The sequence below is a fragment of the Colwellia sp. KU-HH00111 genome (assembly GCF_040362745.1).
Lineage (GTDB): Bacteria > Pseudomonadota > Gammaproteobacteria > Enterobacterales > Alteromonadaceae > Colwellia.
Genome location: NZ_BAABWO010000013.1, coordinates 13578 through 29525 on the forward strand (window position 1 = coordinate 13578; position 15948 = coordinate 29525).

Annotated in this window: 14 protein-coding genes and 1 pseudogene; 10 read left to right on the plus strand and 5 right to left on the minus strand. The window is 36.6% G+C overall.

Features of this window, described 5'->3' with window-relative positions; translation table 11 throughout:
• Nucleotides 1-122: 122 nt before the first annotated feature.
• The gene (locus tag ABXG98_RS18120; RefSeq protein WP_353540116.1) at nucleotides 123-1313 is read right to left on the minus strand and encodes an iron-containing alcohol dehydrogenase; all 1191 of its coding nucleotides are present in this window, start codon (nucleotides 1311-1313) and stop codon (nucleotides 123-125) included.
• Nucleotides 1314-1356: 43 nt separating this feature from the next.
• Nucleotides 1357-2043, minus strand: coding sequence for a type 1 glutamine amidotransferase domain-containing protein (locus ABXG98_RS18125; RefSeq protein ID WP_353540168.1), 687 nt, complete (start codon nucleotides 2041-2043; stop codon nucleotides 1357-1359).
• 181 nt (nucleotides 2044-2224) lie between these two features.
• Between ABXG98_RS18125 and ABXG98_RS18130 the strand changes: the two genes are divergently transcribed.
• From ABXG98_RS18130 to ABXG98_RS18140, 3 genes are all read left to right on the plus strand, one after another.
• Nucleotides 2225-3136 (plus strand): LysR family transcriptional regulator, encoded by a 912-nt coding sequence (locus ABXG98_RS18130; RefSeq protein ID WP_353540117.1) that lies wholly within the window; start codon nucleotides 2225-2227, stop codon nucleotides 3134-3136.
• Between the two features lie 126 nt (nucleotides 3137-3262).
• Nucleotides 3263-4387, plus strand: coding sequence for a GNAT family N-acetyltransferase (locus ABXG98_RS18135; RefSeq protein ID WP_353540118.1), 1125 nt, complete (start codon nucleotides 3263-3265; stop codon nucleotides 4385-4387).
• 15 nt (nucleotides 4388-4402) lie between these two features.
• Nucleotides 4403-5014: a DUF938 domain-containing protein gene (locus ABXG98_RS18140; protein WP_353540169.1), complete on the plus strand. Its 612-nt coding sequence runs from the start codon at nucleotides 4403-4405 to the stop codon at nucleotides 5012-5014.
• Between the two features lie 12 nt (nucleotides 5015-5026).
• Here ABXG98_RS18140 and ABXG98_RS18145 read toward each other — a convergent pair whose 3' ends face one another.
• The gene (locus tag ABXG98_RS18145; protein ID WP_353540119.1) at nucleotides 5027-5563 is read right to left on the minus strand and encodes a peroxiredoxin family protein; all 537 of its coding nucleotides are present in this window, start codon (nucleotides 5561-5563) and stop codon (nucleotides 5027-5029) included.
• A gap of 254 nt (nucleotides 5564-5817) precedes the next feature.
• Here ABXG98_RS18145 and ABXG98_RS18150 point away from each other — a divergent pair, with 254 nt between their 5' ends.
• The 6 genes from ABXG98_RS18150 (at nucleotide 5818) to ABXG98_RS18175 (ending at nucleotide 12263) form a co-directional block, all read left to right on the plus strand.
• Entirely contained in the window at nucleotides 5818-8361 is a 2544-nt protein-coding gene (locus ABXG98_RS18150; protein WP_353540120.1) for an intermembrane phospholipid transport YdbH family protein, read from the plus strand.
• Complete coding sequence (locus ABXG98_RS18155) at nucleotides 8358-8540, plus strand: YnbE family lipoprotein (RefSeq protein ID WP_353540121.1); 183 nt, start codon at nucleotides 8358-8360, stop codon at nucleotides 8538-8540. Before ABXG98_RS18150 ends, ABXG98_RS18155 begins: the two co-directional genes overlap by 4 nt.
• Nucleotides 8541-8549: 9 nt before the next feature.
• Nucleotides 8550-8879 (plus strand): YdbL family probable chaperone protein, encoded by a 330-nt coding sequence (locus tag ABXG98_RS18160; RefSeq protein ID WP_353540122.1) that lies wholly within the window; start codon nucleotides 8550-8552, stop codon nucleotides 8877-8879.
• Between the two features lie 212 nt (nucleotides 8880-9091).
• The gene (locus ABXG98_RS18165; protein WP_353540123.1) at nucleotides 9092-9547 is read left to right on the plus strand and encodes a hypothetical protein; all 456 of its coding nucleotides are present in this window, start codon (nucleotides 9092-9094) and stop codon (nucleotides 9545-9547) included.
• A 233-nt stretch (nucleotides 9548-9780) separates the two neighbouring features.
• The gene (locus tag ABXG98_RS18170; RefSeq protein ID WP_353540124.1) at nucleotides 9781-10743 is read left to right on the plus strand and encodes an adenosylmethionine decarboxylase; all 963 of its coding nucleotides are present in this window, start codon (nucleotides 9781-9783) and stop codon (nucleotides 10741-10743) included.
• Nucleotides 10744-10763: 20 nt separating this feature from the next.
• Nucleotides 10764-12263, plus strand: coding sequence for a trypsin-like serine protease (locus ABXG98_RS18175; protein WP_353540125.1), 1500 nt, complete (start codon nucleotides 10764-10766; stop codon nucleotides 12261-12263).
• Between the two features lie 483 nt (nucleotides 12264-12746).
• On the opposite strand, the gene ABXG98_RS18180 is transcribed toward ABXG98_RS18175, so the two are convergent.
• A complete protein-coding gene (locus ABXG98_RS18180; RefSeq protein ID WP_353540126.1) occupies nucleotides 12747-13193 on the minus strand; it encodes a hypothetical protein in 447 nt (148 codons plus the stop codon).
• A gap of 603 nt (nucleotides 13194-13796) precedes the next feature.
• Nucleotides 13797-14702 (minus strand): hypothetical protein, encoded by a 906-nt coding sequence (locus ABXG98_RS18185; RefSeq protein ID WP_353540127.1) that lies wholly within the window; start codon nucleotides 14700-14702, stop codon nucleotides 13797-13799.
• Nucleotides 14703-14801: 99 nt separating this feature from the next.
• On the opposite strand from ABXG98_RS18185, the pseudogene ABXG98_RS18190 reads away from it, so the two are divergent.
• Nucleotides 14802-15827, plus strand: a pseudogene (locus ABXG98_RS18190) (IS110 family RNA-guided transposase).
• Nucleotides 15828-15948: the final 121 nt, after the last annotated feature.

The following is a 15948-nucleotide window of genomic DNA, read 5'->3' on the forward strand; positions in this document are numbered from 1 at the left end:
ACCTTTTTAGTCTGACCGTTATACCTAGTAACGCTTAGATTTGGCGATAAATTGATAACAATTTATGTTAAAAAACCGCTTAATAGCGGTTTTTTTATGCCTAATGGTTTTGCATGATCTAATTACAATGCGAGCAGTAATATTTCACGACTTACTTCTAAGGTAATATCATTATGTTCGCCCAGTGAAGTCATACCATGTTGCTGTAATCTGTTAATGACCAAATCAACATCTTTGCGTTGAAGATTAACATCAGATAAGCGAGTTGGTACTTGCATTTGTGTGAAAAACTGCTCGGTTAACTCGATAGCTTGGTCAATACGAGCATTATCTTCCCCTTCAGTTATCTGCCATACACGAGTCGCATATTGTAAAAGTTTTTCACGTTTTTGCTCTTTTTGTACTTTCATTACCGCAGGTAACACAATAGATAAAGTACGTGCGTGATCAATACCAAAGGCGCCAGTAAGTTCATGGCCTATCATATGAGTTGACCAGTCTTGTGGCACACCCGCTCCAATAAGACCATTTAATGCCATCGTCGCCGACCACATAATATTGGCTCTAACCTCTAGATCTTCCCTAGTCTCTGCTCGTAAGGCTTTTGGTCCTTCTTCAATTAAGGTTTGCAACAAACCTTCACTGAAGCGGTCTTGTACCTTACCATTCACACTGTAGGTTAAGTATTGTTCGATGGTATGGATAAAGGCATCAATAACACCATTACTTATTTGCCGATCTGACAATGATAAGGTCACACTAGGGTCTAGCACCGCAAATAGTGGACGAACCAAAGGACTATTGAAAGCTAGCTTATTACCATCTCGTGTTACCACTGAGTTGCCATTACTTTCAGAGCCTGTTGCTGGTAAAGTTAAAATTGCCCCCATAGGTAATGCTTTAGTGACGGTTTGCTGTTTTGCAAGAATATCCCAAGGGTCACTGTCTTTAGCACCTTCACTTTCTCCTTCTCTTTCTCCTTCATATAAGGCAGCAGCGGCAATAAATTTAGCACCATCAACCACAGAGCCACCACCAACAGCAAGTAAGTAATCAATACGTTCCGCTTTAATAATTTGCTGAGCCTGCATTAACGTGTCGTAACTTGGGTTAGGTTCAATACCTGAGAATTCAAAAAAGGTGTGTTCATCTAGCGCCTTAATCACCTGTTGATAGACGCCATTATTTTTTATGGAGCCTCCACCATAAACCAATAAAACTCTTGCATCTAACGGAATTTCTTGTGAAATAGCCTTAATTTGTCCTTCACCAAAATGGATACGGGTTGGATTTTGAAAACTGAAATTTAACATTGCGATATCCTAACGTTATTTAAATAATTTACAGGTGCGTTGTTTAAGCAGAAAGTTGAGCGAGTAATTTTTCAGCGGCTAATGCTGAACTTGCTGGGTTTTGACCAGTAATAATAAGACCATCTTGAACGGCGAAGGCATGCCAATCGTCTGCTTTTTGGTATTCACCACCACGCTTAATGAGTTCATCTTCAAGTAAAAAAGGGACTACTTCTGTTAATTGCACCGCTTCTTCTTCGCTGTTAGTAAAACCGGTAACTGCTTTGCCTTTAATGGCAAACTCACCAGATACTTGTTTTACATTTAATAAAGCTGCGCTGGCATGACAAACTGTTGCAACAGCCTTGCCTGCTTTTAGAAAGCCTTCTATCAAGCTGATTGAGTCGATGTTTTCGGTAAGATCCCACAATGGTCCATGACCTCCTGGGTAAAATACGCCATCAAAATCATCTACGTTAAGGGATGATAACTGCACTGTGCTAGCAATTTTAGCTTGTGCGGCAGCATCACTGTCAAATCGTGCAGTTGCTTTGGTTTGAAAGTCTTCAAGCGTACTTGTTGGGTCAATTGGCGCCGGTCCGCCTTGTGGTGAAGCGAGAGTTACCTCAACCCCCGCATCAATAAATACATAATAAGGGGCTGCAAACTCTTCTACCCAAAAACCGGTTTTTTGGCCGGTGTTACCAAGTTGATCATGTGAAGTTAGTACCATCAATATTTTTTTAGTCATCATCATTTATCCATATAATTGTGTCGGTTAATGTAAGCGCATTTGCGTGTGTGCTTATTTCAATAAGCTCAGTATATGCAAATATAACTTCATGAACAATGCAGATAAAACTGACAACATTGTATCAATAATTAAAACAATGTAAGGTTAAGTATGTGTTTTGGTTGATTAGGTAGTATTAGTGGATATTTCATTTGAACAGCTTAAAAGTATGGTTGTATTTGCTCAGGTTATTGACCAAGGCAGCTTAAGTGCGGCGGCTAAACATTTAGGACTATCTAGAGCCGTTGTCAGCTATCATTTGAAAAAGCTAGAAGCACAACTTGAGGTAAAACTGCTAAACCGCTCAACACGTTCAATTAATCTTACTGAAGCTGGCCAAGCCTATTATGAGCGCTGCCGCGTCATTGCCGAGCAAGCAGGTGTGGCTAAACAGCAAATTGAGAATTTCAAAAATGAACCTATCGGGTTACTTAAAATAACCTGTCCTGTCAATGTTGGCTTGCAAACTGTTGTGCCTGCACTCAATGAGTTTAAGAAAATTTATCCTAAAATTGAGCTTGATGTCATGCTAACTGATGAAGTGGTGAACATTATGAAAGAAGGAATAGACCTAGCGATCCGTGGTGCACCATTAGCTGACTCTGGTTTACAAGCAACTAAACTTGCTACCTTAGAAACGTGTCTGTGTGGAGCCCCTGAGTACTTTCTTCGTTATGGACGCCCAGAAAAACCTGCCGATCTTTGTGAACATCAATGGGTGATCTACAAGCTGACTTCCGGCGTTTTAACCTTAAAGAAAGGTAGCCGAACATTCAGTATTGTCACCAAAGGAAGCATTAGTACAAATAATGCAGCTGCACGTACCGCTTTTGTTGAAGCGGGGCATGGTTTAGGTCGCATCCCCATATACGATGCTCTGCCTAAAATAAAAGCAGGAACGTTAGAAAGGGTGCTCGGTGATTATAGCTTTAACGATATCAATGTTTATGGTGTTTTCCCTCCGGGCACAGCCAACTCTAAAAAACTTAGACTACTACTTAACTTTTTGAAAGAGTATTTTACCAGCCAAATAAGTAGAAAAGTCGCCTAAAATATACTTAGCCATAGCAATAGAGTAGCATCAATTATGGATGCATTGGTATGCTATTTATAGCAACATTAACCTTGACTAAAGCCGTTATGATACCTTTAGTTACCATCTCTCAAAAGGAGTTCTATGTTGAGTTCTGCCACAGTAGTTGACTTTATCAACAGTATAGAAAACATAAACAGCAATGATTGGCATAAGTTAAATAGTTCAACTTGTCCTTTTCTTGGTTATGATTTTTTTGATGCTCTTGAAAAAAGCGATTGTGCAACTAAAAAACAAGGCTGGCAAGCTCACCATTTAGTTGTAAAAACTAATAATAGTGTGTCAGCTGTCATGCCAATGTATCTGAAAAACCACTCTTGGGGTGAATATGTTTTTGATTGGGCTTGGGCTGATGCTTTTCAACAACACAATATTGAATACTACCCTAAATTGGTTGGGACAATTCCTTTTACACCAGTTTCTAGTAATAAATTACTCTCTTCAACACATCAGATAAATGATTTGTTTCAACCGCTAATTGAGCATTGCCAGCATAACAATATAAATAGTTGGCATATTCTATTTTGTAATGAAGTGGCAACGAGTTTGCCTGAAGACGTATATCAACGTAATACTGTTCAATTTCATTGGTTTAATCGTGATTATAAAAATTTCGATGATTATTTAAACACATTCACCTCGCGTAAAAGAAAAAACACTCGCAAAGAGAGACAATCAATTAGCCAACAAAAGATACAAACTAGGCTACTGACAAATGATGAAATTACCCCAAAAGATCTTAAATTTTTTTATTTAACCTATCAGCTTACCTACTTAAAACGAGGTCATCAGCCTCATTTGAACTATGATTTTTTTGAGCAGCTATTAAATAGCATGAGAAATAATATGTTGTTGATCATTGCCAACGATGAACAAGAAGATGTTGCCTGTGCTTTATTTTTATATGATGACTCACACTTATATGGTCGCTATTGGGGCTGTACTAAAGATTATAAGCACTTACATTTCGAGCTTTGTTATTATTTAGGTATTGAGTTTTGCATTAACAAGCATTTAACCGTTTTTAATCCTGGCACTCAAGGTGAGCACAAAATACAAAGAGGTTTTGAACCTGTGTTAACACACTCATATCATTGGATCAAACATGTAGAATTTAAAGCAGCTATTAAAAGTTTTTGTCTAGAAGAACAAAAACATATGCTATCTTACCAACAACAATGCCAACAAATGTTACCGTTTAAAAAGTAAAATTAATAACATATGATAAATAAACCTTTTTCCCAAGCATGTGAAAATAACAAGCAACCAATTTTAACTATTTTGACTCAGGTATTTTCAAGCAAAAAGCATGTGTTAGAAATTGGCTCTGGCACCGGCCAACATGCCTCTTTCTTTGCCCAACACCTTACACATTTAACATGGCAAACCAGTGATTTATTAATCAATCATGAAGGAATTAACCTGTGGTTAGAGGAGTCAAAGTGCCCTAATATAAAAAGCCCTATTGTTATTGATTTAAATAATGTATGCGCAGCCACTCTAACTAACTTACCCATTAACGTTATAGATGGAATATATACCGCTAATACACTCCACATAATTAGCTGGCCATTAGTCGTCAATTTTTTTCACGATATTGCAAAACACATAACGTCAAAAGCAAACGTTTGTATTTATGGTCCTTTCAATTATCAAGGAAAATTCACTAGCCAAAGTAACGCAAATTTTGATTTATGGCTCAAGGCAAGGGATGTAAACAGCGGAATACGTGATATTGAAGCAGTATTATCATTGGCCAACGAGGTTGGCCTTAAGTTAACTGACGATCATGAGATGCCAGCGAATAATCGTCTTTTGGTATTTTCAAAAACTTAATTTTACCACTGATTACTTTGCTTTAGCCGGCTCTACATTAAGCGCTTTCAAATGCTTAGCAATATCTTCTGCCGCGGTTTTAGTATTAATATCTTCATCTATTTTTAATATCTTGCCTTCTTTTGATATATAAAAAGTGACTCGGCTTGCAACTCTCATAATATTCAACACATCATATGATTTAGCCACTTCTTTTGATGGATCACTTAGCATAGGGAAATCTGCGCCCGTTTTCTTGGCAAAAGCTCTGTTATCATCTAAAGGATCAACACTAGCCATAAAGTAGCTGGCGTTAAATTCTCTAATTAAATGGCCATTGTCTACGAGTGATTTACATTCAAAGGTACATCCACGTGTATTAGCCATGGGGTACCAAGCTAATACAACGACTTGTTTACCTTTATAGTCACTCAATTGGTAGAAATCCCCCGTGGTTGCTTGTAGTTTAAAGTTTGGTGCTATATCACCAACGTTTAAATCAGTTGCTAATAAACGAGTACTCGAAAATACTGCTAATAAGATACAAACTAATTTGAGTGTTTTTATCATGGGTTTTACCTTTAGAATTAAATATTTGTGCATGTTACTGTACTATACCTTATTTGATCTGGTGACTGGTACTAGAATCAAACAACGATAATTAACTAAAAATGAGTAATGAACAAGCAAATATCGAACATATCCTCAGCTTTTGGTATTTCTCTGATATAATCAAGTCAGTATTAACCTGCAATTACAACAAATTAGATGAAAAACACTATAGACTATTACTTTCCGTCAAACTTTCTGTCAAAGGACTTTAAGTGAGGTGGTTAAAAGTCACAATAGCGACTTTATTAATAACTATATTATTAATAAGCTTAGTTTTTTTCGCCCGAAAGCCGCTGGTTTCCTATACCCTAAACCACTATTTACTAACAGATGAAGCTCAGCTAAGTTGTATTGATTTTCACTTAACCTCTTCCCTAAATATTGTTATCAGTAAAGCATGTATCAGCACACCACAGGCAGATATAGCCATTATAAATACGGGTGTGCAATTATCTTCAAGTTTTCAAGTAACCGCTATAAATATTGAAGGGTTGACAATTAATGCCAAGGCCAAATTGTTAGGCACAAACAACACTACCTCAACCTTGATTACAGCTGATGTTTTTCAACACTATTTAGCAAAAGTAGCACAAGTATCTTTACCTTTACCCATCACAATTGAAGAACTCACCTATCAACCTTTTTACCAACAAAAACACACCGCCACAACGCTATATTACGGACAATTAAACGCCGTGAATAAAACCATTGAGTTCGCCTTAAGAAACAGTAAAAAAGCACATATTGTCTGCGTAGAGCTGATCGCAAATGGCGATAATTTCACAGCAAAATTAAATACAGATTTATCACAGTTAACTCAATTTCTGAGTAGCCATCAACTCTCACTGCCTGCAAATATTGCGAAACGTATGGCTGTTTCAGGTGTGTTATCTACCCAACTGCAATGGCAAAATGAAACATTAACCGCCAGCAGCATACTAAATGACTTTTCACTCGATAGCCCCGAGGTTTTAGCACAAACGGGGCTAATTAATATTAACGGCATGCTTTCGTGGTTAACAACAATAACGGCCAATACCGCGGTGTTTACTATTGATGAGCAAAGCGTCATAAAAAGCAACGTTAATAACCAACAACTGCTTGACTATTTATCAACTAAAAACATTTCCGATAGTATTATTTCTTTCATTAAGGCTAACCCTATCAATGGCCTAGTGATTAATCCACAAGGGATAATAAAGGCAGAGTTTAACAAGCAGCAAGCATTGATTTCAAAGCTTGAGTTCACATTAAATAATGCAGCTAGCCCATTAAAAATAAGCGTTACTGATACCTTATTAACTTATCAAACTAAGCACAGTATTCGCCCCAAACTTAATCATTCAAATTACTCGATTGACGCAAATTTAAGGATAAAGGCCTTACAACCGCTAACAAATATGCCGGTAAAAATAACAGCACTCGGCACTATTAAAGAGAGTGATTTAGGCTGGAAAATTAGCGTATCCCCCAACACAAAATTAGAACTATCAAAGTTAGCTTTGCCATCCCCTAACACCAATTCAGCAAACACCAAGAGCCAAAAAAGTACTGCGATAAATAATATAGTCAGTATAGAAAAGCTCATTACAAACGCACAGGGAAAAGTTAGCATTGATCCGCATGGTTTAGCTGATGTCTCATTACAACTTGATAGCTACGCATCAACACTACATGTCACAAATTTAGCGTTAATTAAGCAATTGGAAGTCAAATCAAAATTCACCGGCAACCTGCAAAATATCGATATAACAGCAAATGCAATTGCCGATGGAGTTCCATTCGCCAATATAAATATCAGTGGCGATATCGCACAGCCAAAATTTGATATTAATGCTCATGACTTGGCTTTAACTGATCTGTTATCGTTAACACTTAACTTACCTATTGATATATCACTGATTGATGGCAAGGTAAGTTATCAGCTACTTGGTCAATTTACAGATAGTAGCAACTGGTTGAACAATTCGGCTAACCTTTCTCTATCAATACAAGCATTAACGGGGGAAATTGAGGACACGTGGATTCAGTCTCTTAACTGGCAACAAAGATTAGTGCTAGGAGATGGTGATCTTAAAAGTACTCACGACGACAACACCGTCAAAGATAACTTAACCATAGCTAAAATTGAAATAGCGCCACCATTAACCAACCTTTCAGCGCAAACCACACTAGATTTAGAAAATGATCAATTAAATATCAATCTCAACAAGGTTAATGCCGAGCTTTTAGGTGGTAGTGTTTTTATTGCCAATGCGCAAGTTCCGTTTTTAGATAGTCGTTCAGTTGATGTTAAGCTAACTCGTGTAGACTTAGAAGAATTACTCGCATTAGATCCAAAACAAGGCATTATAGTGACAGGCAAAATTTCAGGTAACTTACCTGTATCAACCAACGGCAAAAAGTTTACCATTTCAGATGGCGAGCTGCATAATGTTACTAACGGTATAATTAAAGTGGCAAATAACCCTGCGGTAGAACAACTAAAAAAGAACGACCCGCAATTAAAACTGGCATTTGATGCGATGCAAAACATACATTATCACCAATTATCTTCTAAGGTATCCATGGCTAATGATGGCTATATGATATTTGATACTATCATCCGAGGAAGAAATCCCGATCTTGATAATGATGTTAACTTAAACCTAAATCTTAGTTATGATTTATTAGGCTTATTAGAGTCATTAAATATAACCAAGGAATTAGAACAACAACTTATCGACCGGTTACAAAAAACTAAGGAGCATTTATGAATAAAGTACTCGCAATAGCATGTGTTGCTATTCTACTTAACGGTTGTACCCACAAAGTAGAAGTCAGTGCTAAAGAGCCCATTACCATTAACTTAAATTTAAAAATTGATCATGAAATACGCGTAAAAGTTGATAAAGAGCTTGATAGTATTTTCAGTGAAAATAGTGACATATTTTAAGGAGCAACTATGTATACATTAATAAAAAAAATTAGCTTAGCACTGATTGCTTTAAGCATAACCTTCTCTGCATGGGCTATATCGCTCAACCAAGCAAAACAGCAAGGATTAGTAGGTGAAATGGCCAATGGTTATTTAGGTGTGGTTGTTACCAGCCCTGAAGTAAGCAGTTTAGTAGAAAATGTTAACAACAAACGTAAGCAAATTTACCTTGATCTTGCACGTAAAAATAAATTAACCATGAAGCAAGTAACTGCTTTAGCTGGTGAAAAAGCCATCAGCAAAACACGTTCAGGGCATTTTATCAAATTGGCTTCAGGCGGCTGGATAAAAAAATAGCACGACACCACTGAAGATCGCTTTGCCAATGCGTTCAAGATTGACATATTGGCTGCTATTACTCTCATTCACATAGCAGCCAATGAAATGAAATAAAAAACAGAAATTATTGATATAAATCGCGACATCCTGTTGCCGATTATGTTCAACTGACTCACATCTCTTAAATTAATTAGTTTGCTTAACCTCTCAAGCAAAGAAACGTAATTCCTATGAATAAAACAGCACAAATATTATTATTAATACTGGCCACATTCTTCTTCTTTATTGGTATTAAAAGCTATCAACACTCAACTGCTTATACCGAATTAACTAATATACAAACAACTAAAGGCACTGTTTTACAATTACATTGCCCGCCTAAAGGCGCTGCGGCATTGAGTCTTAATAGCTCTGATGCTACTTATAATTTGTCGATTAAATTTAGAACAGACTATTGTGATAACGACAAACCTCAAGCGTTGGTAGGTAAAGACATCACCATGAAGTATGTGCAAGTAAATGACAATTTTTACCAAGTTTATCAACTCACAGAAAATGATCGTAAAATTCTCAGTCCTGAAGAAGTTGAGGCCGATCAATCAAGTGCCACTTTTGGCTTATTTCTCCTAGCCTTTTTAATTATTGCTTTAGTTATATATAAGCGTCGATTTGCTAAAAAGCCATAATTAAGCGCATATTTCACTTATGGTTTTTCGAAAAAGCACCAACGGGTCATTTAAATTAAGATGTTGATTGTTAACTTGGTATCTGTGCGTTTTGAATGAGCGCTTTAACCATATGCAAGTCAACATCCCCCTCCCTTCAGTCACAAATATATTATATTGTTTGTAAAGTTGGCGATAATTCGTAAAATAGCGCTGTCATTTATATCGCCTGAGCGCTGTTCAAGGAGAAGCTCTTGTTTTTTGAAGGCTCTGAAAAAAAAGCTGAAATCATAGTTAATAACAACACATTTTCTTTGTTAACCGACCTAGATGATGGCTTTTGGCAAGCATTAGTCGCGCGATGCAACGCACAAATACTTTCTTGCATTGACAATGAATATTGCAAAGCCTTTTTGCTTTCTGAGTCAAGTTTGTTTGTCTGGAACGATCGATTTTTGATTATAACTTGCGGAGTAACAACGTTAGTTAATGCGATTGATTATTTTCTTGAAAAAATTGATCAACGTCATATTCACCATGTTACCTATCAACGAAAAAATGAATATTTTTCTCACGCTCAATTAAGTTGCTTTGATGAAGACACTAAGCTATTAGCTCAGCGCATTAAAGGTAAAGCTTATCGGTTTGGTGAAATGGACAGCCATCACAATTATATCTTCCATCAAGACAATCAATATCTAATTCCTGCTGAGGATAAAAGCTATGAGTTATTGGCTTACCAGATCAGTAGCCAAGCAACACAGCTATTAACTACGCCTGGGCTCTCACCACAATGTATTAGGGATTTTTTGGGTATAGACAACTTATTACCCGGCTTTCTCATTGATGATTTTGTATTTAACCCTTATGGGTATTCTTTAAATGCAATTAGTAAAACTGAGTATTTAACTATTCATGTTACGCCACAAGCACAAAGTAGTTATGTTAGCTTTAAATCAAATATTAACTTAATCATGCTAGTCCCCCAAATTCTAGCCGCATTGCAACCTGCTTCTTTTGATTTGCTCAGTTTCAATGAATTTAATTTTGCTGACCAAATTCAAACAACCATTAATAAAGAGTATATTAGTAAGTCTCTGGTGAGTGATACACTAACAAATGGTTGTTTTGTCTGCTTTGCTAACTTTATCAAACCACAACATCATTACACTAAGCCAGTCTCCCTTGGTTTAACCCAAAACAGCCACGCACTATGATATTCAATAGAAAGTTACCAATGAATATGGATAATAAGCAAGATTCAACTCAATCAATGAAGTTTACTTGTCCTATTTATATGACTCTCATTATTATTACCTTATTCACAGTAACAAAGATTCAAGCTATTGTGATACGCCACGACGTGGATGATAAACATTACCAAACACTAGCAAAACAATATAAAAAGGCAATAACATATAATGATGGCTGCGTAGGTACTGTAATTGCGTCCAAATGGGTGCTAACTGCTGCTCATTGTGTCGCACCTGAACAAAAGCGCCCTTTTTTTATTGAGCACCTAGAGAAAAAATATCCTGTTGAATTTATCAGTATCCACCCAAAAAATGATCCGAATACAAATAACTATGATATGGCATTGCTACGTTTAAAATGGCCAATGCAGCAAGCTCAACCAGCGATACTCTACCCATATTCAGACGAGCTTGGTAAACAGGTCACTTTCGTTGGTAATGGCAACTTTGGTGACGGGATTAATGGCATCACCAATACAAAAGCAACACTTAGAGCTGCCACCAATATCATAACTGACACTAGCCAGAGTCAATTATCTTTCATTTTTGACCATCCAAAAAATGCACTGAAGCTAGAGGGTATTAGTGGGCCTCATGATAGCGGTGGCCCTGCGTTCATCGAACAAGATGGTAATATTTATATTGCTGGTGTTAGTTCTTGGCAAAAAAATCAAGGTATTGAAGGTGTTTACGGCGTCACTGAGTATTATGCCAGGGTATCAACCCAGCAACAGTGGATTACCGATACATTAATAAAGCATAAGCCTCAACCTACTAAGCCGCATTTATTATTAACAGCTGTTCAAACAGCGTCAGCAGACTCGCTCAAAAAGCAATTCTCTTTATATCCTAACTGGACAAATAACACCGCCTTAACAACGGCACTATTGCTAGAGCTTATTTATCAATTACCAGCCAATAGATCTCAAATAGTTATAGCCGCTATTCCTGAATTGGCAAAATTGACAATCAGTAACCTAAGCCTTCCTTGGTATGTTATTGAGCAGGGTAATTGGGGGTTATTTGAATATTTGATTGGTCTAGATATCAATATTAATGAGAAAAACAGTTATGGCGAATCTTACTTAGCACAGTTATTGATGTTCCCCCCTGAAGACGCAATATTCACTCAGCTTGTCAACCAGTTAATAAAAAATGGCTTAGATATTAACGCTAGAGATGAGCGAGGCAATACCGCTTTGGCATTAGCGACTTATTTAGCTAATCGAGATAATAATTTGCAACATGTGCAGTTGTTACTTGCAAACAAGGCAGATCCTAACCTCGGTGATTTCGCTAACTTTACCCCTTTGATGTACATAGCGAGTGTTGGCAATGTTGAACTTGCTGCACTCTTTTTAACACATGGTGCTGATATTAGTTTAAGAGACAGCGAAGGAAAAACAGCTCTAGAGTATGTGCAAAAGCATAACCGAGAGGAAATGTTACGATTATTAGATGGAACAACAAAAAATAAAGGGTAATAACATCGCTGCTATTACCCTGTTTATTATTCAATGTATCTGAATCTATTTAGTGATTCTCTGAGACCATATTGATGGTATGTTCACTTTAGGACAAAAATTTGTAATTTCAGTAGAGCGCCTGCTGAAATATTTAATGGCAAAACGCCTCTTGGCAAAGCTAAACTTGTAACCGCTTGGGACTATGTTTTATCTGGTTATTATTTTCCTGACTAAAAATAAGATAACTAAGTAACGAAAGTAACAATTTAACGTTCATACAGAAACCTAATTCTTTTAGGTTGAAAGTAAAAATAAACGAAAGATTGCCTATTTATCTGTAAGTTATTACCCAAATTTAATAATATTTTCAGGTTAAGGAGGAAGTTATTAGCCTATTCTGTAGAAAATAGGCTATATATCACAAATTACTAGTCCGAACGATGCGAAAGGGACATTCGACTAATTAATTGTTGATTTTTGTTATCTGAACGGAGCATTCATTTATTTTACAGGTCGTTTTCCATACCATAGAAGGTACTGGCTTAATACAATAATAATGAAGCTAAATAAATATTCTAAATTGCTTTCAGGAATATCAGACAAGATATAAAGAGGGGATACTACCATAATAAGGCCTATATATCCTTTAATGATATAAAACCACAGTATTTTTATTACAAATGGATATGACCCCATTAAATAAGCTATACAAAAAACTGTATTTAACTTTAATATTGCCGCCCACGGGTAAAATACTAATGACATGAAATAAACTACAATCGCTAATATAAACGCAATTGCAAAGAAACGTTTATTTAACTGTTTGTAACCATAAATAAACGCGATGACAGGTGAGATTAGTATGTTCAGCGTTATTTGGTTCTGGATAGTCTGAGCTTTAATTAATTCAGCCATTTCCTTAAATTCCTGTTTTGATGATTTTAACATTTTCATAACCTCATAATATTAAAATACTCTCTAGCCGAAAAGAAACGTCTTAAAGCTTATATAAAACATCAGGGTAACCTAGTGCATCGATACTTTTCTTAGCGATTCAGAATATCAAACTTTATTTCTATTTACCTAATATCAATGTTAACTAAGAGGAATATTCCTCATAATGCTCACCATAAAAATAGATAAATAGATAAATAGATAAATAGATAAATAGATAAAGTATAATAAATAATAGGCTATTGGTTCGCTTTTTCTGTTATACCAACGCCCCTCTTGTATATTGCTCCCCTGAGACCCCCATGAATAATAAGTACATATTATTTGATAGATTCTTAATTACGACGAAAAATATAAATTTTCATTCAACACGGTCATATCGGCAACTAAAACTCAAAATAAATCATATATAAACAAAATATTATCAGACCAAAGTAACTGAAAAATACTTGATAATATTTACTCCCATGTCCTTTACAATACCACATACCAAAAATAAAAATTTCCCCCTTTTTATAACCATAGTCCAGCATAAAGACTGAAAACATCAAAAGGATATAAATACCTATTTCATAAATTGCCAAAAGATTAAACATCTTACCTCCGACATGCAGATGAGTTTGCCACTACAATAGCAGCTTTTGTTGCAATTAAAGACGCATAAAGTGATATAACAGCCATCAAGGGGCTAAAAGCAATAGCAGCAAAAGAAAATAAAATGGGAATAACAAGTAAAGAGGATAAAGCCGAACAATTATGATTAATAGAGCTATAGGTTAACAAATCTATATAAAGTAGTCTCAAAGATATTATAATAGATAATAACAATGCAATTGGGTTTGCTTTTAGCAAAGTCCCTGTTGCGAAGCCTAAGACTCCCCATGTGTCATTATCTAAACCTAAAAACCCCCCATTCCCCCCGCCATTCAATTTATAGCCCCCAGCCCCCGTATCAGGATCAATAACCACATAACCTGAACCTGTCCAGCCAAATTCATTTATCGGCTCTTGATGCACAGTCACTTCTTTACCTGATGATAGAGCACTTTGAACTTCTTGACGAGCGTCTGAATCGATTGTAACTTCAGATAATAAGTTAGCATTAGAAGAAGTTAAGGTATAAATTTTTTGTCCTTGTTGACCAGCAATTGCTAGTGCTTTAACGGCGCTGATGCCATCCAGTTGATTATCTTCAGTTGAAAATAGCTGCTCAGGTATTAAATTCTCAAGATATGAGAGCATAGACCCTGTTTGTCTATTAAAATCAGACCAATCATTCCAGCAATTAGTGGTTGATTCGGCATTGTCGGCTAACTTATCAACATCCATGGCAACACCAGAAAATCCTACCTTGCTGGGTAAACCAAAATAATAACTTACCGCTAAGCTAGAGCCAAAAGTACCGTAACTTGGCTGACGATAATTAACTACTTTAGCTGCTGCAGCGGCAAGGTCACTTTGTACTTTTGTCGCTACTAAATAGCTATAAATACCCGCTTGCATAATAGAAATTTAGGCGACTGATGAGATGGACGCTCCCAATTACGGCGTCAATGCGCCAAACTGGTTATGCAAACTCAGTTAATTTAAGGAACGTCCATCATGAAAGTTAGCACAATATCAATCGATTTAGCAAAAAACGTTTTTCAGGTTATGGGATTTACATCAACAGGAGAAACTGTCTTCAACAAACGTTTAAACCGACTTCAACTTAGCCTTTTAATGCAAATGCAACCTCCGTGTAGTGTTGTCATGGAGGCTTGTTATTCTTCTCATTATTGGGGCAGAGCTTTTGAATCATTCGGGCATGCTGTTCATTTAATTCCAGCTCAACACGTTACACCTTTTGTTCGTGGTAATAAAAATGACAGTAATGATACGCTAGCAATTTTTGAAGCAAGCCATCGCCCACATATCCGTTTTGTCCCCATAAAAACTGAAGCTCAACAAGAGATATTAATTTTACACCGATTGCGTGAAAGGTTACTGAGCGCACGTACCGCAGCCAGTAATCAACTACGTGGCTTGTTAGCTGATTTCGGTATTGTTTTCCCTCTAGGAAAGGCAGCTTTTAATGAGAAAATGCAAGAATTATCTATAGATACAACATTATCAGCAACAATAGCGTGGCTAGTTACTGATGTTTACACAGAATACAAAAGCTTAACGCTACGTATTAAAGCCATTGAGAAACAATTAAACACTGAGATTGAAGCAAATCCATTAGGACAAATATTATTAAGTATTCCAGGTATTGGTTATCTCAATGCATCAGCTTTTGTTGCTTCAATTGGCAGCGGACAAGCGTTTTCCAGTGCTTAAGAATTTGCTGTTTGGCTTGGTATTACACCTAAGCAATTCGCTTCAGGCAATAAAAGCGTGATGGCTGGTATTAGTAAACGTGGTGACCAATACCTACGTAAGCAATTAATTCATGGTGCTCGTGCCATTATTAGCCATGCAGGTAAGAAAAATGATGCCTTGAGTCTTTGGATAACTCAATTACGCGCCAGAAAAACATTTAACTGCACCGCTGTAGCTACCGCACATAAATTAGCACGCATCATGTGGACATTATTACAAAAACAATGCCATTACACACCTCAACTGGTTAAGGATATGGCATGATTTATCACCCGTTTTACTATCTAGCTAAGCCTGTCTAGGACAAAGGCCATGAGCCTGTGCGACTGTTTAGGCAGCTAGATAGTACTTAATTTCCAAGGTACACCTTTTCACGACTGTTGTT